The sequence below is a fragment of the Atribacteraceae bacterium genome (genome assembly GCA_035477455.1).
In the GTDB taxonomy this organism is placed as follows: Bacteria; Atribacterota; Atribacteria; order Atribacterales; family Atribacteraceae; genus DATIKP01.
Map to the genome: position 1 here is coordinate 1 of DATIKP010000073.1, position 23,098 is coordinate 23,098.

Genomic DNA, 23,098 nt, shown 5'->3' on the forward strand with positions numbered 1-23,098 from the left:
GATTGGTCTGTGAATTGTTTACCCAGATTCTGCAGGAAGTCTTTCACGTTCCGGCGACTCATCTGAAAAAGTCAATATCCGCATTCTGGAACCAGGTTCCCTCATGGTTGAGGGAGAAACTCATAATTGTGATGTGCGAAAGTTGAGTTCTACTGCCATAAGTAATTCTGCTGCAAAAGAACGAAGGAAGCCTGGGCCTGAGGTGCCTGAATCAGCCGCCGAAATCACCGCATTTTCGCAGTAAATAGGCCAGGGACGGCCTTTTCAGCATCACTGCAACCAGACCTGGTCATTGATGCGTGTGAGAAAATGCCAGATGAGGCGGGGCTGATGGCAACGGGGTCTTGCTGAAATGAGTTTTCTTATTTTGTTTCTGCAGTAGAATCAATACTGCACTTCAAGAAGGAACCCGCTAAAACTGAGCACCTTTTTCTTTTTATGACTATTTTAGGTTGAACTTCGAGGGAAATTCAGTAAAGATTCTCATTTTTCCAAAAATCTTGGATTGGTTTATAATTCTTTCCAGAACCGTTCCGGCTGGTAGACGACAGGTGGGTAGTGTTCGAGCGGCACATGGTTATGCTTCAGCATATCCTTCAGCTGGTCGGTGAGAGACCAGGACAGACGGATAAATTCGGAATCGGGAAACAGAGTCTTATCGCCGTGATAACAATCGAAAAGAATGCTTTCATAAGCCTCGGGACCGGGCCCCCCAAAAGTCCCTGCATAGGTGAAATTCATCTTGACTGGAGCAGAAAAAAGACCAAGGCCAGGCGTTTTGGCATTGACGATCAGGTCAATCCTCTCCTCGGGTTGTATTTCGATCACCAACCGATTGGGTTGTTCAGTAACCGAGTGAAAAATGACTTCAATCAGTGAACGCCTCTCGGCCATTTTTTTTCCGGTGACCAGTCGAAAAGGTACGCCCTTCCAGCGAGATGAGTTCAGAAACAGAGGAAGGCTCACGAGGGTTTCCGTTGTTGAGGCGAGGTGATTCGTTTCCTCCCGGTATCCGATATACTGGCCGATGGAAACCTGGCTGGTTTCGGGTAGGCGAACCTGCCTGAGCACTTCGCTTTTCATATGGTTTAATTGATCAAGAAATGCCCCGCATTCCCTGCGGTCTTCTTCACAAAGAGCCGGGCTTTCAGTGGCAATGAGCGCGAGGAGCTGGAGAAGATGATTTTGAAAGACATCTTTGATCGCACCGGTTTCTTCGTAAAAAGATCCTCGCTTGCCGACCCCTCCTTTTTCACTGACCGCAATCCGAACTTCTTTTACGTATTCTCGGTGAAGAAGCCTTTCGAGAATAAGGTTTTCCGCCTTGAGAATGATCAGGTTTTTTACCGTGTTTTTTCCCAGGTAATGATCGACATAATAGGTTTGATGTTCGGAAAAGATCTTTTTCAGGCGCTCGTCGAGGATTTCGAAGCTATCCCGGTCCGTGCCGAAAGGTTTTTCCAGAATGATTTTACGAGTAACGGTTGGCAATGATGGAAGAATGGTCGTTTCGAGAAGCTCCAGAAATCTTTCGTACAGGGAAGGAAGGGTGGCCAGATAAAAGAGAATTTCCTGTGAGTCGGCGAGGCCGGCCCGGCCGGCGAAGTCGAAGAAATCCTCCGGACTGCCGATATCGCCCCGCACGTACTGAGTGCGCTTCAGCAGGTTTCGGAGCACCGCCACGGTAACATGGGGAATATTCTGTTCGAGGGTGTACGAGAGAAACTGCCGGTAATTTCCTTCACTCTCGAATCGCCTTCCTACCGCCACCACCCGAAAATCCGTAAGCTTTTCCCGGAGAAGAAGATAGTAGAATGCCGGATATATTTTTCCACTGAAGAGGTTACCGGTTCCCCCAAAGAAGACGAAAGTTTTCATGGTTGGATTTCCCAAAGGACGGCACGAACCGGCGACCCGTCTCCCTTCAGAATGAACAACGGATACGCTTGAAATTGGTACCAGCCGGGGGTAATGCTTGAGAGAGCTAAGCCCTCGTAAATGAGCCGGTCCTGAGAAAGGAGAATCCGGTGGGTAGGATGACCGGGCTGGTTCCTTTCGATCCCCAGGGCATCGATTCCTACCCCTTTGACCGCGAGACGGGTCAAAAATATCGCTCCGGACTCAGAGAGGTAGGTGAACGATTCTCGATTCAGATCCCCGAACGAATTGTCTGTTTTCAACAGGACATAGGTTTTAAAAACTGGTAAATCCTTCAGAAAAGCCAGATGTTCTTCGGTGATCACCCCGGTATTCCTGATTTCCGCAACATACGCTTTTCCCTCGAACTGTTCCAAAGGATACTGATCGATGGTTTTTCCCTCGGCAATCATATGGAAGGGAGCGTCGACATGAGTTCCGGTATGACTTTCGAAGGAGAGGAGTGTTTCGTTGGCACCCTGCTCTATACTGCGTGACAGGATAATTTCAGGCTTCTTTTTTTTGCCTTTATAGGTCGGGGTTGCCGGAGAAAGGGGAAGAGTGATATCGATGATGCGCATGGCCCAACCTCCTCAGTCTGGTTTTTCCCTATCATATCATTCCCGGCAAGAGAAAAGGAGGGGGGTGAGGCCGGAGGAATTTAGCCGGCATAGATCATCTTGATCGTCATCCCTCCGTCGATAACGAGATGGGTTCCGGTTATGAATCCGGCTCGGGAAGAGCTAAGGAAAAAGCAGGCTTCGGCGATGTCTTCGGGCGTTCCCACCCGGCGGGCGGGATGCTGATGGTGATCGATTTCCCGTAGGCCAGTGCCAACAGGGGAACGGGTGGAGGATTTCTTCCCTGGGGACACTTCGATCCAGCCTGGCGTCAGGGCATTTACTCGAATGCGTTTTTCAGATAATGAAACGGCCAGAGCATGGGTGAGGGCAAGAACTCCGCCTTTGGAGGCGGCATAGGCTTCCGTGTGCGGTTCCGATTGGAGAGCCCGGGTCGAAGCGATATTGAGAATAGAGGCTCCCTGGGGCATCGCGGGCAGGAGGTTGCGTACGGTCAGGTAGATACTTTTCAGATTGACGCCGAGAACGCGGTCCCAATCATCTGGTTCTAACATTTCAATGGGGAGTGAGTGGAATGTTCCGGCGTTGTTGATCACGACATCGACTTGAGACCAGGAGGAAATGACCCGAATAGCGGCCTCACTTACTTGATCGGGGAGGGAGACGTCGCAGGTCAGAGGCAGAAAGCTATCGGCATACGCTCTCCACTCCTCGGCGACTTCACCGAGAGCCTCCCGGTCAGAATCCCAGGTGGAAACCAACGCTCCTTCACTCAGGAAGCGGGCGCAGACGGCTTTTCCGATACCTTGGGCACCGCCGGTCACCACCACTTTCTTGTCAGAGAATTCGGACATGGTTAAATGTCTTTTCGGGTATGTCTTGGTGCGCCATTCACCATCAACCGACTAACAAACGTCCAATCTGGTATACCGCAAGAGACAGAACATAAGCCAGAACAAAGAGGTAGAGGAAGGCGAACCCGGTCCACTTCCAGCCCGCTTCCCGCTTGATGGCCCCCAGAGTCGCCACGCAGGGGATATAGAGGAGCGAGAAAACCATGAACGAAAAGGCGGACAAGGGGGTGAAGTAGCGAAGAAGGGCGTTCCCGAGATATCCTTCGCCTCCGAAAAGCGCTCCCAGGGTTCCCACCACCACTTCCTTGGCCACGGTGCCGAAGATCAGGGAGACCGAAGCCTGCCAGAAGCCAAACCCGAGGGGACGAAACAACGGAGCGAAGAATTCGCCCATCCGCCCCATCAGGCTTTCACTGGAGGCGTATTCCACTCCGGCGGGAAGCGAGGCTAAAAGCCAGACGGCAATGACTACCAAGAAGATGATTGTTCCGGCTTTACGCAGAAACAGGGCGCTTTTACGCCAGGACTCACCAAGCACATTTTTTACCGAAGGAATCCGGTAGATGGGCAACTCCATGATCAACGGGGAAACGTCCCCCTTGAACAGAGTTTTGCGCAGAATCCAAGCTACGAAAATAGCTGATACAATCCCGATCAGATAAAGGGAAAACAGAACCGTTCCCTGATTCCGGGCAAAAAAGAGTGAAGTAAAGAGGATGAAGATGGGGAGTCTCGCCGTGCAGGACATGAGCGGAACCACCAGGAGGGTCAACTTCCGGTCCCGATCCGATTCCAGTGTTCGGCAGGCCAACACCCCGGGGACCGAGCAACCGAAACCCAGGAGCATGGGGATGAAGGATTTGCCATGGAGGCCGATGGCATGCATTAGACGATCCATGACAAAAGCGCCCCGGGAAAGGTACCCGGAGTCTTCCAGGACCGATATGATCAGGAAGAGAATGAAAATATTGGGAAGAAAAACCAGGATCGATCCGATGCCTCCCAGGACGCCTTCGCCCACCAAGGACCCGAGCCACTCCCACCCCAGGCGTCCGAACAGGGTTATTGCCCCTTCGCTCAGCCACTCGAAAGCCCCTTCGATATACCCCACGAAAAACCCTCCCAGGAGAAAGGTGGCCTGGAAGGTGAGCCACATAAAGACCAGGAATAGGGGGAGGCCGAGATAGCGGTGGCAGGAAACCCGATCAAGACGGTCAGTGAGCTTCATCCGCCGGCTGATGGTCGCCTTCTGGTGAAAGAACTCCTTGACGAATCCGTGGATTACGGCATACCGTTCCTCGGCGACGACAACTTCCGGTTCTTCCTGGTAATCATGCCGGATGGCGGAAAAGATATTGGCGAGCTCCTTATTGAAATGGTCGCGTTTCTCATCAGGGAGGTGGGTCCGAATCAAATCATGGATGTCCGGATCGTTTTCCAGGAGTTTGGTCGCCAGCCAGCGAACCGGGAAACCATTGATAGAGAATTCCGTGCTCCCGGAACAGGCAGAACACTCCGGACACAGGCTGGTTTCTTTTCTATTGCCAGGAATTGCTTCCCGGATTAAGGTTTCAATATGAACAACGTGATTCTCCAGACGGTCCGGAAAGGAGAACTTCTTAGGAATCCGCGGATTATAAGCAGCTTGGCTGATCGCCTCCTTGAGGGTGTCGATTCCTTCCTGCCGGTATGCAACCGTTTCAACAACGGGAATCCCGAGGACCTGGGAGAGCTCCCGGGAATTAACCTGGAGACCCCGTTCTTTGGCTTCATCCATGAAATTGAGGTCCATGACCAGATTTACGCCCATCTCGATCAGCTCGAAAACCAGGTACATGTTCCGCTCCAGGTTCGAAGCGTCGACGATGACCACGACCGCATCGGGGTTTTCCCGGGAGATGAAACGGCGGGCGATTTGTTCGTCCAGAGAAAAAGGGGACAGACTATACAGTCCGGGGAGGTCTACGAGGTTAATGTTCTGTCCGGCGTAGGCGAAGCGTCCTTCTTTTTTTTCAACGGTCACACCCGGCCAATTCCCCACCTTCTGGTGGGACCCGGTCAAGGCATTGAACACCGAGGTTTTCCCGACATTGGGGTTACCGATCAAGGCGACGGTTTTCGCTTGCCGTTTTTCGAGTTTCTTCCCGTGGACGGCAAGACTTCCTGAGTTCATACCATGCACCTCGCGTCCCGGACCTGCCGTACCATGATGTTATGGGCGAGGCCCCGTCCCAACGCTAAACGATTCCCGGCGAGCCCGATCATCAAAGGTCCCCGGCAATCTTCATTAAGTAGGTCGATATGTTGTCCGGGTTGGATCCCCAGGCAGAGGAGTTTCCGGGTCAGTTCGCTCCCGCTCCGGATCTCCGTTACTTCATAGGTTCCCGGTCCGGTCAGGGAGAGAGGAAGGATTGGTGTGTGTTCTACTGTTTTTCGACCTGAATGCATTTGGCTTCCTCTTTTCTTAAGCTGAGATGATACCCCCGTAAGACAACATCAATAGGATCACCAAGGGGAGCAACTCGTTCAATTCCGATTTCCTGGCCCGGGGTCATCCCCATGGCCATGAGTCTCTGGCGGACGAAATTTCCTCCAGCTATTTTCATAATCTTAAGTCGGTCGCCAAGGGTAAATTGGTCAAGGGTAGGGTACATTTCGCGGACATTTCCCTTCTCGAAAGATTGGCGGAATCGTAAATATTTTTCCTGGATTTCCGGATGGCGCTCAAAAAAAAGGCACAAAGCCGAGAGCGCATCGAAAAACTCACGGTTCATATGGTGTTCGATACCGCAGGTCAACTTTTTGGCATTTTCAGGGTTAACTCCCAAAACCTGATCGAGAAATTTGTAAACAATATGATTTCGCTCGAAACTTTTTTCCGCCTGCCGGAGCCCGGGTTGGGTCAAACGGATGAAATTGCCCTTTTCGTGACTGACGTATCCGGCCTCCTTAAGCCGGTGTACGGCATCGATGACCGAGCTGGCTCGAACCGAGAGCTTGTTGGCCACATCTTTAACCCGAGCCATTCCTTTTTCTGTTTCTTCCTGGTATATAACCTGTAAATAATCTTCCAGGCTTTCCGTTAAGGACACCTTCGCACCTCATTGCCTAAGTTAGATTGACCTAATAGAATGATAACTCTCTAAAATTATTTTGTCAAGGGAAACGCTTTCAACTTGTCAAGACTCTTTTAAAATATCCCCTTGAGATACCTCCTCTCCGTAACCATATATACTTTCCGTAGCCGTCTGTTCAATATTCCTCTTGCGGTGAGAAACAAAAAGACGCTGCTTCTTCCAGGGGGGGATCGGGAGGACTTTATACAGCAGGTTTTAGAAAGGGGGACATTTCAAGCGAGCTCTTGAGAGAGATTATCAGCGAGTCTCAACAAATAAATGACACATGACTTGACAAAAGACCGGGTTGTTCGTAAAATGAATTGACCGATGTTGGTTAATTAAGAGAACGAAGGCGTTCCCACCCACTGGGCGGAACGCTTTTTTTTTTGGTTACAATGCCAGCCCGCTTTTTCGGAAAGGACCCTCCGAAGGAAACAGGAGATGGTTGAGCACCTGGGGAGGCGGTTCCTGGAACGAACGTACAACCGATCGATACAACCGTTTGCCCGAAGCCGGGTCAGGTCGTGAACAAGGGTGTTTTATTCCAATGATGGGAATGAAACGCCCTTTTTTTATCCAAAAAACCGTCTTCAAGGAGGCAGTTGCATCATGTCTTGCCAGATCCGTTCCAAAGAAGAGGTCCTTGAGTATTGCGAGAAAAACCATGTCCGTTTTATCCGGCTTTGGTTTACCGATGTCCTGGGTTTTCTAAAGAGCTTTGCCATCACCCAGGACGAACTATCGTGTGCGCTGAGCGAGGGGATGGGGTTTGACGGTTCTTCGATCAAGGGGTTTGCCCGGATCGACGAAAGCGACATGATCGCGATGCCGGATCCCCCCACCTTTCAGATTCTTCCCTGGAGGAATGGTGAAGAGAAAGTGGCCCGGCTGTTCTGTGATATTTTGAATACGGACGGTACCCCGTATCATGGGGATCCCCGGTATATTCTCCGCCGGAACCTGGAAAAGCTGGCGGGCAGGGGATATACGTATTATTTGGGGCCGGAGCTCGAATTTTTTTATTTCAAGAGCGAGGCCGAACCATCTGTCCTCGACCGGGGAGGGTACTTCGATTTGACCACCCTGGATGCTGCGTCCAACCTCAGGCGAGACACGATACGTACCCTGCAGGATATGGGGATCAAAGTAGAATACAGCCATCACGAGGTCGCTCCCTCTCAGCACGAAATCGATCTGCGATATGCCGAAGCGATGGAGATGGCCGACAATGTCATGACCTACCGGATCGTAGTCAAGGAAATCGCCCAGCAATACGGTGTTTACGCTACTTTTATGCCCAAGCCGATCATGGGCCAGAACGGTTCGGGCATGCATACCCACCAGTCGCTTTTCGCTGGCGACAAAAACGCCTTCTTCGATCCCATTGATGTGTATTATCTTTCGGTTGAAGCGAAGAAATTCATTGCCGGTATCCTTCACCACGCCAGTGAAATCGCCCTGGTAACCAACCAGTGGGTGAATTCTTATAAACGGCTGGTTCCCGGGTATGAGGCTCCGGTCTATATTTGCTGGGCCCGGAAAAACCGTTCGGCTCTGGTCCGGGTTCCTCTCTACAAACCAGGAAAAGAAAAGGCAACCCGGATCGAAGTGCGGAATCCCGACCCGGCCTGCAATCCGTATCTTGCTTTTTCAGCCATGCTCGCTGCCGGACTGAAGGGTATAGAGGGAAATTATCCTCTCCCTGAACCGGTGGAAAAAGACGTGTACCACATGACCCCGGACGAACGGAAATCTTTGGGAATTCTTTCTCTGCCCGGTAGTCTTAAGGAAGCGATTGACGCCGCCGAACAAAGTCAACTCCTTAGGGAAACCCTGGGTGAGCATGTTTTCCGGTATCTTATGGAAAATAAACAGATTGAATGGGATCGATACCGGACGGTTGTACATCCCTGGGAGTTGGAAAATTATCTTCCGATACTGTAGGAGGAAAGGCTTATGAGAGAAACCGTCCGAATCCCGGCTGGCTGTGCGGTAACCGGTATTCTCCATCAAGATGGCAAAAGAGTGAGCGGAGATACGATTATCCGTTCCATTGCGGTGATGCATGAACGATCCAACGGCTTGGGGGGAGGGTTTGCGGCCTACGGCATCTATCCGGAGTTTGCCGAGCTCCGGGCCTTCCATGTGCTTTATGATGATCGCGGGGTGGTACCTGACGTCGAGGAGACCATCAAGCGGACTTTCCGGATAGAAAAAGCAGAAGACATCCCATACCGGGAGACAGCCGGAATTCGCGATTGGCCGATTTTCAAACGCTACTTTCTCAGTTACCGGGGTGAATCGGAAAGCGAGGAAGATGCCGTCGTTCGGGTGGTGATGGAAGTCAATTCCCGGATCGATGGGGCATACGTTATTTCCAGCGGGCAGAACATGGGTATATTCAAAGGTGTCGGGTATCCCGAAGATGTCGGACGGTTTTTTCGACTCGAAGAATACGATGCCTGGTGCTGGACCGCTCATGGAAGATTTCCCACAAACAGTGTCGGGTGGTGGGGCGGCGCACACCCTTTCGGGTTATTGTCTTGGTCGGTCGTTCATAATGGGGAAATCTCCTCGTATGGGATCAATCGGAGATATCTTCAGAATTTCGGTTATCTTTGTCATTTACAAACCGATACCGAGGTGATTACCTACCTCGTCGACCTCCTGGTCCGGAAACATGGTATTCCGATGAACCGTCTGGGTTCGGTCTTTGCCAGTCCCTTCTGGGAAGTTATCGAACAGATGGAGGACCCAGAAAGAAGCCTTCATACCCTGCTGAGGACAATATACGGCGGAGCGCTGCTCAACGGTCCTTTCAGCATTATTGTCGGTTTCCAGGGAGGAATGTTCGGGATGGTGGACCGGATCAAGCTCCGCCCGATGGTTGCCGCCTGGAAAGACGAGTGTTTTTATTTATCCAGCGAAGAAAGCGCGATACGGGAAATTGCGCCCTGTCTTGACCGAGTCGTGTCCCTGCGAGCCGGGGAAGTAGTGGCCGGTCGGGTTGGCGAGAAGGTGGATCATGGCCATAAGCTTGTTGTTTCCGGAGTATAAGGTTAAGCGGGATGATGATCGGTGCATTTCCTGCCAGGTCTGTGTCCGGCAGTGTGCTAACGATGTCCATCAGGGATCAAACGTCGAAGAGCAGGTCCAAAGCGAGGAAGAAAAGTGTGTTGGATGCCAGCGATGTGTTACTCTCTGCCCGACTGCGGCTCTTTCGGTCGAGCAGCGGGAAGCGGGCTTTTGCGGTAACGCTAGCTGGAGCCGGCAGCACCTGCGTAATCTCTATAAACAGAGCGAGACCGGGGGGATTCTTTTAACCGGCATGGGCTGCGACCGTCCCTACCCGATTTACTGGGACCATCTTTTATTGAACGCCAGTCAGGTGACCAATCCATCGATCGACCCCTTGCGGGAACCGATCGAACTCAGAACCTTCCTGGGTCGGAAAGAGGAAAAGGCCGCGATTGACTGGGAGGAAGAAGGTCTCCATACGGTTACGACCCTAACCCCTCAGCTCGAATTGGAAATCCCAGTGCTTTTTTCAGCCATGTCCTACGGTTCAATCAGTTTCAACGCCTTCCGATCCCTGGCGGAAGCCGCGCGCCAAACCGGCACCTATTGCAACAGCGGCGAGGGCGGACTGCACCCCGAGCTTTACCCTTATGGTAACAATATTATTGTACAGGTGGCTTCCGGGCGTTACGGAGTGCATCCTGATTATTTGCGTCTTGCGGCAGCGGTGGAGATAAAGATCGGCCAGGGGGCTAAGCCGGGTATCGGTGGTCATCTACCCGGGGAAAAGGTTTCGGTGGACATCTCCCGCACCCGGAAAATACCGGTGGGTAGCGATGCCATATCTCCCGCGCCCCATCATGATATTTATTCCATTGAAGACCTGGCCCGCCTGATTTACGCCATCAAGGAAACGGTGAACTATCAGAAGCCGGTTTCGGTGAAAATCGCCGCGGTTCATAATGTGGCGGCCATCGCCTCCGGAGTGGTCCGAGCCGGTGCCGATATCGTAGCCATCGACGGGATCCGGGGTGGGACCGGAGCGGCTCCCCGGGTGATCCGGGACAACGTGGGAATCCCCATAGAACTCGCCCTGGCCCAGGTCGACGAAAAGCTTCGCCGGGAGGGCATCCGACACCAGGCTTCCTTGCTGATTGCCGGTGGGATTCGCGCGAGCTCCGATGTGCTCAAGGCGGTTGCTTTGGGAGCGGATGCGGTCTATATCGGAACGGCCGCCCTGGTTGGATTGGGATGTCATCTTTGTCAGAAGTGTTATACCGGGAAATGTAACTGGGGAATCGCCACCCAAGACCCTTTGCTTACGAAACGGCTGAATCCGAATATCGGTGTTCGCCGCCTGGTGAATCTCCTGCGCGCCTGGTCATTCGAGATCAAGGAAATGCTTGGAGGCATGGGAATGAATGCCATCGAATCATTGCGTGGCAACCGGGAACAGCTACGTTCGATAGGTCTCAGTCGTGAGGAAACGATGCTTTTGGGCGTGAAGCAGGCCGGAGAGGGGTGGTAATTATGAAGAAAGTCCGGATTCACGAAGAATTTTGTATCGGCTGCCGGTTGTGTGAAATTAACTGCCTGGTCAAGCATTCCCACTCGGGCAAAATCATCAAAGCCTTCAAAGAGGAGTTTCCCCGGGCGCTTCCGCGGATCCGACTGGAAGAGGAAGGAGTCTTCTCGTTTGCCTTGCAATGCCGGCACTGTGATGATGCGCCCTGCGTTGAGAATTGCCTGACCGGAGCGATGCGCCGGGAGCGGGACGGACAGACGGTTTTGTGTGACGAAGAGATTTGTGTCGGCTGCTGGATGTGTATCATGAGTTGCCCGTATGGGGTCATCCAAATGGAAAGAAAAGCCCGGAAGGTCGCCAGCAAATGTGATCTGTGCGGTAAAGATGAGATCCCAAGGTGCGTGGCGAACTGTCCGAACGAGGCCTTGACCTATGAATAGGGAAAAAACGAAATATTTGCTGATCGGTTTTTCCGTGGCCGCCTGGTTTGCGGCCCGTGCGATCCGCGAGGTAGATTGGAATGGGCGAATTCTGGCGGTTAGCGACGAGGAAAAAGCCTACTCCCGGCCCTTACTCAGCTATGCCCTTGGTCAGGGAAGTCGGGGGATTGCGTATAACGGTGACGCGCTTCAGAGAGCGGATGTAGATATCCTCTGGGGGAAGCGGGTATCCAGTCTGGACCTTGCGGGACGGACGGCGATTTTGGCCAATGGCGATGAGGTCGAGTTCGATAAAGGGCTGATTGCGACCGGCGGAGTGCCTGTTCTCCCTGCGTTTTCCGGGATGGACAGTCCCGGGGTATTCACCTTTACTCGGGTCCGGGATCTGGATGAGGTCGATCGGTTCATTCACCGGAATCAGATCCAAAAAGTGGTCATTCTCGGTGGTGGATTCATAGGGTTGAAGACGGCTGAAGCCTTGTTGGGTCGGGAGCTCGAACTGTCTATTGTCGAACTCGCTCCTCGCCTGTTGGGGAATATGGTCGATAAGGAGGGTTCGGCGCTTCTGGAAAAAGCCCTGCGTAATCATGACCTAGAGGTGATTCTTGAAGATACTATCGAACGATTCGAGAGTGACCAGGGCCGACTTTCCGCGGTAATGCTCCGCTCGGGCCGAAGGATACCATCGGAACTTGCCGTAATAGCCATCGGAATCAGGCCGAACGTGGATTGGTTGAAACATACCGGGCTGGAAATTGATCGGGGAGTCGTGGTCGACACTCATCAGGAAACCTCTGTTCCAGGGATTTTCGCTGCCGGTGACGTAGCGGAAACGACACATTTTTTGACCGGAGAACGGGTAGTGTCCGCGGTCTGGCCGGAAGCGGTCGCTCAGGGGAAAGTGGCCGGCTGGAATATGGCCGGGCGGGAAACCGAATATGCGGGAAGCCTTCCGGTGAATGCGTTAGAGGTGGGCGAACTTCCCCTGATCTCGGCAGGAATTGTCAGCCCGGACGGTGTGGGATTTGAAACGTTAGTCCGCCGTCGGGGAGGGGTTTATCAGAAACTGGTGCTCGCCGGTGACCGGGTGGTTGGATTAATTTTCGTGGGAGAGATTGAAAAAGCTGGAATCTATCTTAACTTGATCCGACAGCGTTTTCCAGTAGATACGTTTCGGGAAAAACTCCTTGACCCGAAATTCGGTATTATCAATCTTCCATTCAACTTTCGAAAACATATGGTAGAAGGGGCGGGGATCGAAGTATGACCACCATACAATGTCAAGGAGTTCATTACCGGGAAATTAACAGCCAGGTGGATCGCCTCTGGAACGATGGAATACGTGAGATTCGTCTTACGGGAGTGAATGGGCAGCGTTACCTGGGACGAGCCCTCTCCGGAGAGGGTTTGGTGGAAATATCTGGCCTTCCCGGAGACGATCTGGGCATCTTCTCCGACGGAGTGACGATTCGGGTAAGGGGAAACGCCCAGGAAGGGGTGGGAAACACCATGAATTCAGGGAAAATCATCGTGGAAGGCGACGTACGGGACATCGCCGGCCATGCAATGCGGGGGGGTAAATTGTGGATCAGGGGAAATGCCGGGTACCGCCTGGGTATCCACATGAAAGCCTTTCAGGATGATTACCCGGTGATCGTCGTGGGCGGAGAAACCGGAGATTTTACCGGGGAATACATGGCCGGCGGTATGATCGCTATCCTCGGAATCGGTGAATATTCCGGACCTTCTCCGGTTGGACGCTTCACAGCCACCGGTATGCATGGCGGCACCATGTATATCCGTGGTCTTTTCGATCCAGTACAGGCCGGCCTTGGTATCGGAATCGCAGAACCCACCGGTGAGGAATTCATGGAACTCTCCCGCTATATTGAAGAATACCAGCGTGATCTCGACTGGTCGCTGCCCTCCTTGACCCGGGATTCGTTTGTAAAGTTATTCCCTCTGACCACCCGTCCCTACGGCCGGCTGTACGCTTATTGATAGGAAAGCATATAAGATTGATTCCCTCCCGTCCTCGCCGCCAGGCAGGGGGGTTGTAATTCCCCTGACTAAAATAAGCCGGTCTCGGCATTGGTTCTTTTTTATGCTAATATAGCTCGTGAGTTCCAGGAACAAAGTAATTGACAGACCCTGGGCAACGGTGCTTCTCGGCCTGACTAGCTTGCCGATAATCATAGGACTGAAGGGAGTAAAGCAATGCCGGACATTCTTGATCAGATTAAGAGTTTGACCAAAAAAGGGAGAGAGAAAATGATCCTTCTGGTGGTCGATGGGCTGGGAGGACTCCCTCATCCTGATTTTGGCGGGAAGAGCGAGATGGAAGCCGCCCGTACCCCGAATCTGGATGGGCTGGCCCGCAGGAGCGTACTGGGATTGATGGATCTGGTCAATCACGGAATAACCCCCGGTTCGGGGCCCGGACATATCGGTTTGCTTGGATATGATCCGGAAAGCCTGTTGATCGGGCGGGGGGTTCTGGAGGCATTGGGTGTCGGCTTTCACCTGCAGGATGGCGATATTGCCGCCCGGGCGAATTTCGCGACGGCCGATCCGGCAGGAGTGATTATCGACCGGCGGGCCGGACGGATCTCCACAGAGGAATGCCGCCGGATCGTAGGACGGATCAGCGAAGCGATCAGGGAAATCGACGGGGTCCAAATCATTCTGGAACCGGGGATCGAGCATCGCTTTGTCATGGTCTTGCGGGGTGCCGCCTCCGGAGACCGCATCAGAGATACCGATCCACAAAAAGAAGGGTATAAACCCTATTCCCCGGATGCGCTGGACGAAACGTCGGAAAAAGCCTCGCAGGTCGTCAGGAAGTTTTTGGAAAAGGCACTGCCCTTAGTTGTCGGTGAACCGAAAGCGAATGCCATTCTGTTGCGCGGGTTTGCCGAATCACCGGAGCTGGAACGCTTTCCGGAGCGTTACGGGGTAAAGCCTCTGGCGATTGCCCTGTATCCGATGTATAAGGGGATAGCCCGGCTTTTTGGTTTTGAGACTCCTGAGCTGAGTGGAACCCTGGAGGATGAGATCCGCTATCTGGAGGAGCAGTGGGAAAGTTACGATTTCTTTTTCGTCCATTATAAAGATACCGACAAAGCCGGGGAAGACGGAGATTTTGCCCGGAAAGTGGAATGTCTCGAGTATTTTGACCGGTTTATTCCCGCAGTTTTGAATTTGAAACCGGATGTTCTGGTGGTAACCGGTGATCACTCAACGCCTGCTTTACTGAAGAGCCATTCCTGGCATCCTTCTCCGGTCCTTCTCCATTCGCCCTATGCGGGAGCGGACGACCGGACTCGCTTCACAGAACGGGAGTGTAAGAATGGTTATTTGGGCCGGTTCCCCGCTCGGGGACTGATCAGCTTGATGCTGGCCAACGCTTTGCGCATGAACAAATACGGAGCCTGAGTAAACCGGGTATAAAGGCGGAAGACTCTTAAGTAACCATTTTCTGTCGACTTTTCCCAGTCGAACGTTTTTAGCGATAGGGGACCCCCAGCTTCTGAAGGTTTCATATTTCTCTTCTATCATGTGCCCAGCGTCCGGCGGGTGATTTCTCCGGCGAGCAATTGTTGAAAGATGAACATGATGAAGAGGTACAGGGGGACCAGCCCCAGGGTGACGTTAAAGCCAGACATGGATCCGATAATACCTCCCAGCCAGGGAAAAATGATGATTCCCAGACCGTTGTTGAACAACACCCATCCGGAAGCAGTCGAGGTGGTACCCGGGTAGTTGACCACCGCATAGGCGATCGTGGTGGGGATGGCGGTGGAGAGCATGAACCCGGCGATGAACAGAAGGACAGGCATTGAAAGGTTCCCCGGGGGGAGAAAAACGGCCAGGGCGGTGAACAGGATTCCTCCGAGTGAGTTCAGGCGGATCATGTTGAGATGACCGATTTTGTCCGAGAGTCGGGAAAGGGAAAACCGTCCGATGAATAATCCCAGCCAGAAATTGGACAGAAACAATGCCGCCGTTGTCTCCGCCCATCCCCGCAAAACGAGATGAGTGACCATCCATCCGTTCAGGGTGGTCACACCTGCAGAATAAAAGATCATAGTGGCGCCCATGAACCAGAAAGCCTTTTTCCTGAAGACGGTGAGAATATCCCGGAACCGATTATTGTGAATATTCCGGGGGATGAAGGAGGGCAAGAAAACGATGAAGGTCACAAAGGTGAACAGAGCGACCACTTTATAGTAATCCTGCCAGTTCAAGTCGGTTCGGATGAGAGCGGTGTAAATCCACGGGGCCAGCATGGAGCCCAGTCCGAAAAAGGCATGGATCAGATTGAGTACCGTTCCGGGATTTTTGGTAAAAATGGCGGTTGCCGCCGGGTTGATCATGCAGTCCAAAAAGCCCAGCCCGATACCGGCGACTAAAAACAAAGCGACAACCGGAGTAAAAGAGGGGAGGAAGGCCACTCCGCTAAAACCGATCATGGCGATGAATAAACCCAACCGAAGGATATGGGCCTGGCGCAGCATGTCCCCGAGGAATCCTCCGGCCAGAATGGAGAGGAAATAGCCTAAGCCTTGAAAGAAAAACACCCGGCCGACGATATCGGGAGATACGGCGAAGTTCCGGGCGATCGCGTTAACGACCGGCCCGGTTCCGGAAATTCCGAACCCGATGACAATCAGTCCCAAAGCGAAGGGAACTAATAGTATTTTTCTGGGCAAACCTATCGACCTCCTCCTAAAATTAATGGTGAACAGTGATCAGTGAACAGAAGAATAACCACTTCCTCGCGTCATCAGTTCAACGACTTTCCCTCCCGCGCTGCTGCCGGCGGGAGGACAGGTTGAACAATCCTTTCCTCACCGCTCAGTTCGGTTTTTCATCATCTCTTTTCATAAGATTTTCCGCAGCCTTTTTTTCCTTGCTTCCTTCTCCATTCCGTTCATTGCTCGTTGTTCCCGGCGTGGGGAACGTTTTGCGCCGGTTCGGATTTTTTCTGTTCGTAGTCCTCGATCGCCTTTTTCACCGCCTCTTCGGCCAGCACCGAACAGTGCATCTTGGCGGGGGGGAGCCCGTCTAAGGCTTCAATGACGGCCTTGTTGGTGACCTGCTGGGCCTCCCGTATCGATTTACCCTTGATCAGTTCGGTCGCGATGGAGGATGTGGCAATTGCCGCTCCACAACCAAAAGTTTCGAATTTGGCGTCCTCGATGATTTCCTCCGGGCTGATTTTCAGGTACATGACCATTACGTCGCCGCATATAGGGTTACCGACCTTGCCGACTCCATCCGGATTGTCCATTTTTCCCACGTTTTTAGGTCTACGGAAATGATCCAATACTTTCTGGCTGTACATGGTCTTCTGTCCTCCGGTTTCTAAGCGTTAATACGTGTACACATTATGTTGCCAACTTAAATGGAGACATATCCCGCAGGGTGTTGACGATCTTCGGAAACCGGTCAAGCACCTGGTCGATTTCATCCTCCCGGTTGAATTTGCTCAGGCTGAAACGGATTGACCCATGAGCGTCCTGATGTGGATAACCGCAGGCTAAAAGCACATGAGATGGTTCGAGCGATCCCGAGGTGCAGGCGGAACCACTGGAGACGCATATCCCGTCGAAATCCAAGTTGAGAAGCATGGCCTCTCCCTCCACATATTTTACCAAAACCAGGCTGGTATTGGGCAGACGGGATGCCGAAGAAGAGGCAATATGTATTGCCGGTATAGATTTCCGTAATCCCGTTTCGAGACGGTCGCGCAATTTTCCAACTTGCTCGTGATTCGCCTCCATTTCCAGAGATGCGAGCTGAGCGGCCAGGCCGCAGCCGACGATCGCCGGTACGTTTTCCGTGCCGGCGCGAAATCCCTTTTCGTGATGTCCACCTTGGAGGAGCGGTTGCAATTTGACTCTTTTTTTCTTGTAAAGAAAGCCACAGCCTTTTGGTCCGTGAAATTTATGAGCCGATCCGGTTAACAAGTCTATATTCATTCGGACCACGTCAATGGGGATCTTTCCGATTGCCTGTACAGCGTCGGTATGGAAAAGGACGCCGTGTTCGTGGGCGATGGCGGCAAGTTCGGCTACTGGTTCGATCACGCCGGTTTCATTGTTGGCGAGCATGATCGAGGTCAGGATGGTGTCTTTCCGAAGTGCCTCTTCGAAAACGGCCGGATTGACCAGTCCATCTTCGTCAACAGGAAGATAGGTCACTGCGTATCCCTCTTTTTCCAGCGCCCGGCAGACATTCAACACCGCGAAATGCTCGATGGAGGAGGTGAGAATATGGTTTCCCTTACCTCGAAGAGCTTGAGCGATTCCCTTCAGAGCCAGGTTGTTCGACTCGGTTCCCCCGGAAGTGAAGAGAATCTCCTCCGGCCTGGAGCCCACAAGCAAAGCGACTTGCCGGCGCGCTTCCTCAACGGCGGTTCTCGCCTGTTGTCCAGCGGCGTGAAGTGAAGAGGGGTTTCCATAATTTTCCTTAAAAAAGGGCAGCATAATCTCGACCACCCTCGGGTCGCAAGCGGTAGTGGCATTGTTGTCTAAATAGATCAATTTAAAGAACCTCCTTCTTGTAGTAAATCTTCCAGTGTTTTTTCTGAAAGGGTATTCCGAATCTTTTGAGAGACATCCACCCACAGGTTTCTGGTTGGACACGCATTTGCCTGGTGGCAGAGTCTGGGATTGTCAACACAGTCCACCAGGGAAAAAGGACCCTCGAGGACTGCGGCGATCTCTTGGATATTGATGTCCCGGGGCGGTTTTTTCAATACATAGCCTCCCTTGTTTCCACGGACGCTGCGGATGAATCCGGCGGTTTCCAGGGGTATGATCAACTGGCGCAGGTAATTCAACGATATATTCTGTCTCCGGGAAATATCCTTGAGCTTGACCGGAACGGATGACTGATTGAGAGCCAGGTCAATAAGCATTCTGAGACCATAGCGCAAACGCGTGGAAATCTTCATGACTCCCTCCCCTTATACTATAAGTATAGTAAAATACTAAGGAATACTTTCTGATTTGTCAACCCCATGTTCGTGAAAATATCTCTGATTCTACTGCAATAAGTAATTCTGCTGCAAAAAAACGAAGGAAGCCCGGGCCTGATGTTGCCTAAATCAGCCGCCGCAATCACCGCATTTTCGCAGTAAATAGGCCAAGGATGGCCTTTTCAGCAGCACCGTAAACAGACGTGGTCTGATGCGTGCCAGAAAATGCCAGATGAGGCGGGGCTGATGGCAACGGGGTCTTGCTGAAATGAGTTTTTGCAGCAAAATCATCTCTGTACCCGCCTCAAATGGAGAATATCCGGATAAAGAAAGAATTATTTTAAGGAAAGAGTCGGCCGATTCTCCAACGTTTTATTTTGTGATATGCTATTCGTGGTTTTTTACGATAGCTTTGGTCAATAGATATGCCTCTTCCCAGCCTGCAGCGGAAAAAAAATGAGGATGACGAATGGAATCCGCTGGAAAGAGGACTATTGATGAGGACGGTATGAGGCTTGCCGATGTTCGAGATCCGAGTTCCGGCGACTACGGCGAATCTGGGGTGTGGGTTCGATGTTGCCGGCCTTGCCCTTACGCTGTATTTTACGGTTCGGGTTAGCGAGGTGGGGGATTCGTTATCTATTGTGAACACCGGCGAGGGTGAAGGGTTTCTTCCGAATAACGAAGGGCATTTGTTTTTTCGGGCCATGCGAGCTTTCTGGAAAGAAATTGGTTTTCCCGGTTGTGGAGTACAGAGCAAGGCGCACAATGAGATTCCGGTTTCCCGCGGCCTGGGAAGCAGCGCTTCTTGTGTGGTGGCCGGAATGGTCACCGGAAACCGGTTGGCTGGCAATCTCTGTTCACGGGAGGACTTGATGACCATGGCCGCGCGTTTCGAAGGGCATCCCGACAACGTGGTTCCCGCCTTTGTCGGAGGGTTGACCACCAGCTATCTGGGGATGAAAAGGATCGCCTACCGGCGGTTTTCTTTTTTCCCGGATTTTGAAATCGTTGCCTGTGTACCCGGGTATTCCCTGTACACAGCCGGTATGCGGCAGATTCTGCCCGAGAGATATTCCCGCCGAGATGTTGTTTTTACACTTTCCCGATTGGCCCACTTGGTCGGGAGCGTGGCCCAGCGAGATCGGGACGGCTTTCTCGATGCCCTGGACGATGTTATTCATGAACCGTATCGTGGTGAGCGGATTATCGGGTATCGGGCGATCAAGGACTTTATCGAGAGGGAGGGCCTGGGGCGGGTTGTGATCAGCGGCTCCGGACCGACCTTGCTTCTTTTTTTACGTGAGGAGCTTACCGATGCGGTGTCTCGGGATGTCCGCAAACTATTTGCTTCCTGTGGGGTGCCGAATATCCAGCTGATAAAAACAAAATGGGCCGAGGAAGGAGTCCGGGTGAACGATATATGAGTTTTATTGTCCAAAAATACGGCGGATCATCGGTTGCCGATATCGAAAAAATCCGTTTTGTCGCCTCGAAAATAAAAAAATATCATTGGAAGGGTCATCAACTGGTCGTGGTGGTCTCGGCCATGGGCAAAACCACCGATCAACTGCTCAGAATGGCGGCGAGTGTCCATCCCCGCCCTCCCGAAAGGGAATTGGACATGCTTCTGGCCACCGGAGAACAGATTTCGGTTTCCCTGCTTTCCATTGCCCTGGAGGCACTCGGGGTTCGCTCGATCTCACTCACCGGTGGACAGGCCGGGATCATCACTTCGGAATTCTATACCAAGGCAAAAATACTCCGTATTCATAATGATCGGATTATGAGCTACCTGCGGGAGAGACAGGTGGTGATTGTCGCTGGATTCCAGGGGAAAACGTCCAATGGGGATATCACCACACTGGGGCGTGGTGGTTCGGACACCACAGCCTGCGCGCTGGCTGCGGCATTGGGGGCGGATATTTGTGAAATATTTACTGATGTCAACGGGGTCTATACCGCTGACCCCCGGATTGTCCCCGCAGCCCGGAGAATCAACCGGATTTCCTATGACGAAATGGCGGAAATGGCCAGCTTGGGTGCTAAAGTACTTCAGTTGAGAGCGGTGGATTTCTCCCGGAAATACGGCGTTAGAGTCCATGTGCGCAGTACTTTCAGTGACGAGGAGGGAACCTGGATCAAGGAAGGTGAGACTGTGGAAGAGGTCAAAGTAAGGGCGATAACCCATACGCAAGACCTGGTGAAGATCGTGCTTTTAGGCGTACCCAATATTCCCGGTGTCGCTGCCAGGATTTTTAAAGGTTTGGCCGATCAATCGGTAACGGTGGATATGATCATCCAGAGCGAAGGACGGGAAGATCAGAATCAGAAGGATTTCGCTTTTGTGATTTCTCGGGAGGATGAAACCAAGGTTCGCAATGTACTGGAGAATCTGGGAGACGATCTTCCATTCCAGGGGATTAAATTCGATGATACCATGACCAGGGTGTCGATTGTGGGAGCCGGAATAGTCAGCGACCCCTCGATAGCTTTTCGCATGTTCCGGGTGCTGGGCGAGAGGGAAATCAATATCGACATGATCAGTACGTCCAATTTACGAATTTCCTGCTTGATTACCCGGGACAAAATGGAAGAGGCGATTGAGGCGCTGCACCGTGAATTCATTGGAGACGAAGAGGTGACCCTTAATGAAGGGATATAATGTAGCCGTGGCCGGAGTCACCGGAGCGGTGGGGCAGGAAATGTTGAAGATACTTGCAGAGCGTGTCTTTCCGGTCAGACGGCTTATCCCGCTGGCTTCAGCCAGATCCCGGTACAAAACGGTTCGGTTTCTCGATGAAGAACTCCCGGTCGGGGTCCTGGAAGAGGCCGATTTTTCTGGTATCGATCTCGCCCTGTTCAGTCCCGGCGCTGCTGTCAGCCGGAAGCTCGCCCCTCAGGCCGCCGCCCAGGGATGCGTGGTGATCGACAACTCCTCGGCATTCCGGCAGGAAGCGGATATTCCCTTGATCGTTCCGGAAGTGAATGGTCAGGAGATTTCCGGATACAAAAACCGATACATTATCGCGAACCCGAACTGTACCACCATTGTTTCCGTCGTTCCTCTGAAACCCCTCCACGACTACGGCCGGATTCGCCGGATTGTCAGTTCCAGTTACCAGTCCGCCTCCGGAGCGGGTGCTCTGGCCATGCGGGAGTTGGAGGAGCAGGTCGCTTGTTTTGCGAGCGGCAAGCCGATGGATGTAAAACAGTTTCCTCATCAGCTCGCCTTCAACGTGATCCCCCATATCGATGCCTTTCAAGACAATTTCTACACCAAAGAAGAGATGAAGATGGTTTGGGAAACCCGCCGACTCCTGAATGACCAGGCGATTCAGGTTTCCGCAACCTGTGTCCGGGTTCCGGTCCTCCGATCCCATTCGGTGTCCTTGAATATCGAAACGGAACGGAAAATTACCCGGGAGAAGGCACGGGAGCTTCTTACGGGTTTTCCGGGAGTGGTGGTCCGGGACGATCCGGTCACCAATCTCTACCCTATGCCGATCTATGCTGCTGGGCTTGACCCCTGTTTTGTCGGACGCATTCGGGAAGATATTTCCTGTCCTAACGGACTCAACCTTTGGGTGGTGGGCGATCAGCTTCGCAAGGGAGCGGCCCTCAACGCCGTCCAGATTGCCGAACTCCTGATCAATCACTGGTAAATGATTCTACCGGGCGAGAGTGGCGGAACTGGCAGACGCGCTGGACTTAGGATCCAGTGGTTTACACCGTGCGGGTTCAAATCCCGCCTCTCGCACCATTTTCGTATTCTCAATCTTCGAGCGGGTAGAGTGGTTCGCCCTCGTCGTGAGTCTGGTCTTGGATTATTGATGTACTTCCTGCGGATATGTCTGCTTGGTTGCTACCATCCAATACAGTTTGCTGAAACACTCAAGGACAAACCTGCTCCTCATTGGGGTTTTTACGCGCAACTCCTCCGAAGTATGATCGAAGCGTTATTGCTCTACCTGCCGGCGGCCCTCCTGAGAAAGACGCCCCCGGTTCCCTCTTACCTCACATTCATTCCTTCGGAAAACTATTTTGCTGTTCTGGTATGGCTGACTCCGCTTATTTTTTTGGCTCAATGGCTGCTTGGTGCCGGTGTAGCCCACCTCTTTTTACGGATGAAAGGCATACCCAGCGATATTGATCAGGTCCTCAACATTACCGGAATGGCCAGTCTGGTAGTCTCGGTTGTGCTGGTTGGATGGGATTGGCTCTGGTTTTTAGTGGGTGGCACGAACCGTTATGTCCTGGTGTTCAGTCACCTGCTGATCGACATATGGTGGTTTGTCCTGCTGGTCTGCGGGCTGATCCGACTGCTTGGTGTTTCGTGGCGGCTGGCTTTGATCGTGAGCTTCCTTGTTTTTACCGTGGCCATACCCTTGACGGTTGTGATCATGAGATCGCCTTTCTAAGGTTCTAAGGTTCACCCCCCCCTCAGAAAGAACAGAAAAAGGGTGATCACTCCAAACCCCAGGACGATCCAGATGGAATAGAAGGACAATACGCCGGTGTGCAGGATTCGTAGCGCCGCAACGGTTCGTTTGGTCAGGATATTGATGATCTCGAACAGATCAAACCACCTGCGTTCGGCAGCCGTGTAGATAGCAGCCAGGGGGGCCATGTCCCGGATCTCGTGAAAGAAATCCCCTC

At 52.5% G+C, this 23,098-nt stretch carries 22 protein-coding genes and 1 tRNA gene; 12 read left to right on the forward strand and 11 right to left on the reverse strand.

All coding sequences use genetic code 11. The features are described from left to right. Nucleotides 1-510: 510 nt before the first annotated feature. From VLH40_04425 to VLH40_04450, 6 genes are all read right to left on the reverse strand, one after another. Nucleotides 511-1,878, reverse strand: coding sequence for a hypothetical protein (locus VLH40_04425; GenBank protein ID HSV31254.1), 1,368 nt, complete (start codon nucleotides 1,876-1,878; stop codon nucleotides 511-513). Continuing rightward, the gene (locus VLH40_04430) at nucleotides 1,875-2,498 is read right to left on the reverse strand and encodes a cyclase family protein (protein HSV31255.1); all 624 of its coding nucleotides are present in this window, start codon (nucleotides 2,496-2,498) and stop codon (nucleotides 1,875-1,877) included. Before VLH40_04430 ends, VLH40_04425 begins: the two co-directional genes overlap by 4 nt. An 80-nt stretch (nucleotides 2,499-2,578) precedes the next feature. Next, complete coding sequence (locus VLH40_04435) at nucleotides 2,579-3,352, reverse strand: SDR family oxidoreductase (protein ID HSV31256.1); 774 nt, start codon at nucleotides 3,350-3,352, stop codon at nucleotides 2,579-2,581. A gap of 43 nt (nucleotides 3,353-3,395) precedes the next feature. Beyond that, nucleotides 3,396-5,525, reverse strand: a complete 2,130-nt coding sequence (gene feoB / locus VLH40_04440; protein HSV31257.1) for a ferrous iron transport protein B — start codon at nucleotides 5,523-5,525, stop codon at nucleotides 3,396-3,398. Then, nucleotides 5,522-5,800, reverse strand: coding sequence for a ferrous iron transport protein A (locus VLH40_04445; protein ID HSV31258.1), 279 nt, complete (start codon nucleotides 5,798-5,800; stop codon nucleotides 5,522-5,524). The genes feoB and VLH40_04445 overlap by 4 nt, the downstream gene beginning before the upstream one ends. Beyond that, on the reverse strand, nucleotides 5,776-6,444 hold the full coding sequence (locus tag VLH40_04450; GenBank protein ID HSV31259.1) for a metal-dependent transcriptional regulator: 669 nt from the start codon (nucleotides 6,442-6,444) through the stop codon (nucleotides 5,776-5,778). Before VLH40_04450 ends, VLH40_04445 begins: the two co-directional genes overlap by 25 nt. A gap of 636 nt (nucleotides 6,445-7,080) precedes the next feature. On the opposite strand from VLH40_04450, the gene VLH40_04455 reads away from it, so the two are divergent. The 7 genes from VLH40_04455 to VLH40_04485 all read left to right on the forward strand — a co-directional run bounded on the left by VLH40_04455 (nucleotide 7,081) and on the right by VLH40_04485 (nucleotide 14,889). Beyond that, nucleotides 7,081-8,415, forward strand: coding sequence for a glutamine synthetase family protein (locus tag VLH40_04455; GenBank protein ID HSV31260.1), 1,335 nt, complete (start codon nucleotides 7,081-7,083; stop codon nucleotides 8,413-8,415). A gap of 12 nt (nucleotides 8,416-8,427) precedes the next feature. After that, nucleotides 8,428-9,528 (forward strand): glutamine amidotransferase family protein, encoded by a 1,101-nt coding sequence (locus VLH40_04460; GenBank protein HSV31261.1) that lies wholly within the window; start codon nucleotides 8,428-8,430, stop codon nucleotides 9,526-9,528. Next, nucleotides 9,497-11,017 (forward strand): glutamate synthase-related protein, encoded by a 1,521-nt coding sequence (locus VLH40_04465; protein ID HSV31262.1) that lies wholly within the window; start codon nucleotides 9,497-9,499, stop codon nucleotides 11,015-11,017. Before VLH40_04460 ends, VLH40_04465 begins: the two co-directional genes overlap by 32 nt. Before the next feature lie 2 nt (nucleotides 11,018-11,019). Then, a complete protein-coding gene (locus VLH40_04470) occupies nucleotides 11,020-11,454 on the forward strand; it encodes a 4Fe-4S dicluster domain-containing protein (protein HSV31263.1) in 435 nt (144 codons plus the stop codon). Then, the gene (locus tag VLH40_04475; GenBank protein HSV31264.1) at nucleotides 11,447-12,721 is read left to right on the forward strand and encodes an FAD-dependent oxidoreductase; all 1,275 of its coding nucleotides are present in this window, start codon (nucleotides 11,447-11,449) and stop codon (nucleotides 12,719-12,721) included. The genes VLH40_04470 and VLH40_04475 overlap by 8 nt, the downstream gene beginning before the upstream one ends. Next, nucleotides 12,718-13,455, forward strand: coding sequence for a hypothetical protein (locus VLH40_04480; GenBank protein HSV31265.1), 738 nt, complete (start codon nucleotides 12,718-12,720; stop codon nucleotides 13,453-13,455). Before VLH40_04475 ends, VLH40_04480 begins: the two co-directional genes overlap by 4 nt. A gap of 216 nt (nucleotides 13,456-13,671) precedes the next feature. After that, nucleotides 13,672-14,889 (forward strand): 2,3-bisphosphoglycerate-independent phosphoglycerate mutase, encoded by a 1,218-nt coding sequence (locus VLH40_04485; protein ID HSV31266.1) that lies wholly within the window; start codon nucleotides 13,672-13,674, stop codon nucleotides 14,887-14,889. 119 nt (nucleotides 14,890-15,008) lie between these two features. Here the strand turns inward: VLH40_04485 and VLH40_04490 are convergent, their stop codons facing one another. The 4 genes from VLH40_04490 to VLH40_04505 all read right to left on the reverse strand — a co-directional run bounded on the left by VLH40_04490 (nucleotide 15,009) and on the right by VLH40_04505 (nucleotide 18,415). Continuing rightward, a complete protein-coding gene (locus VLH40_04490; protein HSV31267.1) occupies nucleotides 15,009-16,166 on the reverse strand; it encodes an MFS transporter in 1,158 nt (385 codons plus the stop codon). Nucleotides 16,167-16,387: 221 nt separating this feature from the next. Further along, nucleotides 16,388-16,801: a Fe-S cluster assembly scaffold protein NifU gene (gene nifU / locus VLH40_04495; protein ID HSV31268.1), complete on the reverse strand. Its 414-nt coding sequence runs from the start codon at nucleotides 16,799-16,801 to the stop codon at nucleotides 16,388-16,390. 43 nt (nucleotides 16,802-16,844) lie between these two features. Beyond that, the gene (gene nifS / locus VLH40_04500; protein HSV31269.1) at nucleotides 16,845-18,002 is read right to left on the reverse strand and encodes a cysteine desulfurase NifS; all 1,158 of its coding nucleotides are present in this window, start codon (nucleotides 18,000-18,002) and stop codon (nucleotides 16,845-16,847) included. After that, entirely contained in the window at nucleotides 17,999-18,415 is a 417-nt protein-coding gene (locus VLH40_04505) for an Rrf2 family transcriptional regulator (protein ID HSV31270.1), read from the reverse strand. The genes nifS and VLH40_04505 overlap by 4 nt, the downstream gene beginning before the upstream one ends. 545 nt (nucleotides 18,416-18,960) lie before the next feature. Here VLH40_04505 and thrB point away from each other — a divergent pair. The 5 genes from thrB (at nucleotide 18,961) to VLH40_04530 (ending at nucleotide 22,860) form a co-directional block, all read left to right on the forward strand. Continuing rightward, nucleotides 18,961-19,866, forward strand: a complete 906-nt coding sequence (thrB, locus tag VLH40_04510) for a homoserine kinase (protein HSV31271.1) — start codon at nucleotides 18,961-18,963, stop codon at nucleotides 19,864-19,866. Continuing rightward, nucleotides 19,863-21,104: an aspartate kinase gene (locus VLH40_04515; GenBank protein HSV31272.1), complete on the forward strand. Its 1,242-nt coding sequence runs from the start codon at nucleotides 19,863-19,865 to the stop codon at nucleotides 21,102-21,104. The genes thrB and VLH40_04515 overlap by 4 nt, the downstream gene beginning before the upstream one ends. Beyond that, nucleotides 21,091-22,104 (forward strand): aspartate-semialdehyde dehydrogenase, encoded by a 1,014-nt coding sequence (locus VLH40_04520; protein HSV31273.1) that lies wholly within the window; start codon nucleotides 21,091-21,093, stop codon nucleotides 22,102-22,104. The genes VLH40_04515 and VLH40_04520 overlap by 14 nt, the downstream gene beginning before the upstream one ends. Nucleotides 22,105-22,117: 13 nt before the next feature. Beyond that, a tRNA-Leu gene (locus tag VLH40_04525) sits at nucleotides 22,118-22,202 on the forward strand. A gap of 70 nt (nucleotides 22,203-22,272) precedes the next feature. Next, nucleotides 22,273-22,860, forward strand: coding sequence for a YIP1 family protein (locus tag VLH40_04530; GenBank protein ID HSV31274.1), 588 nt, complete (start codon nucleotides 22,273-22,275; stop codon nucleotides 22,858-22,860). A gap of 11 nt (nucleotides 22,861-22,871) precedes the next feature. On the opposite strand, the gene VLH40_04535 is transcribed toward VLH40_04530, so the two are convergent. Continuing rightward, nucleotides 22,872-23,098, reverse strand: a 227-nt coding sequence (locus tag VLH40_04535) for a hypothetical protein (protein ID HSV31275.1), incomplete at its 5' end; no start/stop codon positions are given.

Excerpts from the sequence above, each read along its gene's own strand:
- VLH40_04425 (HSV31254.1), bottom strand. The coding sequence starts at position 1,878 with ATGAAAACTTTCGTCTTCTTTGGGGGAACCGGTAACCTCTTCAGTGGA.
- VLH40_04430 (HSV31255.1), bottom strand. The coding sequence starts at position 2,498 with ATGCGCATCATCGATATCACTCTTCCCCTTTCTCCGGCAACCCCGACC.
- VLH40_04435 (HSV31256.1), bottom strand. The coding sequence starts at position 3,352 with ATGTCCGAATTCTCTGACAAGAAAGTGGTGGTGACCGGCGGTGCCCAA.
- feoB (HSV31257.1), bottom strand. The coding sequence starts at position 5,525 with ATGAACTCAGGAAGTCTTGCCGTCCACGGGAAGAAACTCGAAAAACGG.
- VLH40_04445 (HSV31258.1), bottom strand. The coding sequence starts at position 5,800 with ATGCATTCAGGTCGAAAAACAGTAGAACACACACCAATCCTTCCTCTC.
- VLH40_04455 (HSV31260.1), top strand. The coding sequence starts at position 7,081 with ATGTCTTGCCAGATCCGTTCCAAAGAAGAGGTCCTTGAGTATTGCGAG.
- VLH40_04460 (HSV31261.1), top strand. The coding sequence starts at position 8,428 with ATGAGAGAAACCGTCCGAATCCCGGCTGGCTGTGCGGTAACCGGTATT.
- VLH40_04465 (HSV31262.1), top strand. The coding sequence starts at position 9,497 with ATGGCCATAAGCTTGTTGTTTCCGGAGTATAAGGTTAAGCGGGATGAT.
- VLH40_04470 (HSV31263.1), top strand. The coding sequence starts at position 11,020 with ATGAAGAAAGTCCGGATTCACGAAGAATTTTGTATCGGCTGCCGGTTG.
- VLH40_04475 (HSV31264.1), top strand. The coding sequence starts at position 11,447 with ATGAATAGGGAAAAAACGAAATATTTGCTGATCGGTTTTTCCGTGGCC.
- VLH40_04480 (HSV31265.1), top strand. The coding sequence starts at position 12,718 with ATGACCACCATACAATGTCAAGGAGTTCATTACCGGGAAATTAACAGC.
- VLH40_04485 (HSV31266.1), top strand. The coding sequence starts at position 13,672 with ATGCCGGACATTCTTGATCAGATTAAGAGTTTGACCAAAAAAGGGAGA.
- nifU (HSV31268.1), bottom strand. The coding sequence starts at position 16,801 with ATGTACAGCCAGAAAGTATTGGATCATTTCCGTAGACCTAAAAACGTG.
- VLH40_04505 (HSV31270.1), bottom strand. The coding sequence starts at position 18,415 with ATGAAGATTTCCACGCGTTTGCGCTATGGTCTCAGAATGCTTATTGAC.
- thrB (HSV31271.1), top strand. The coding sequence starts at position 18,961 with ATGTTCGAGATCCGAGTTCCGGCGACTACGGCGAATCTGGGGTGTGGG.
- VLH40_04515 (HSV31272.1), top strand. The coding sequence starts at position 19,863 with ATGAGTTTTATTGTCCAAAAATACGGCGGATCATCGGTTGCCGATATC.
- VLH40_04520 (HSV31273.1), top strand. The coding sequence starts at position 21,091 with ATGAAGGGATATAATGTAGCCGTGGCCGGAGTCACCGGAGCGGTGGGG.
- VLH40_04530 (HSV31274.1), top strand. The coding sequence starts at position 22,273 with ATGTACTTCCTGCGGATATGTCTGCTTGGTTGCTACCATCCAATACAG.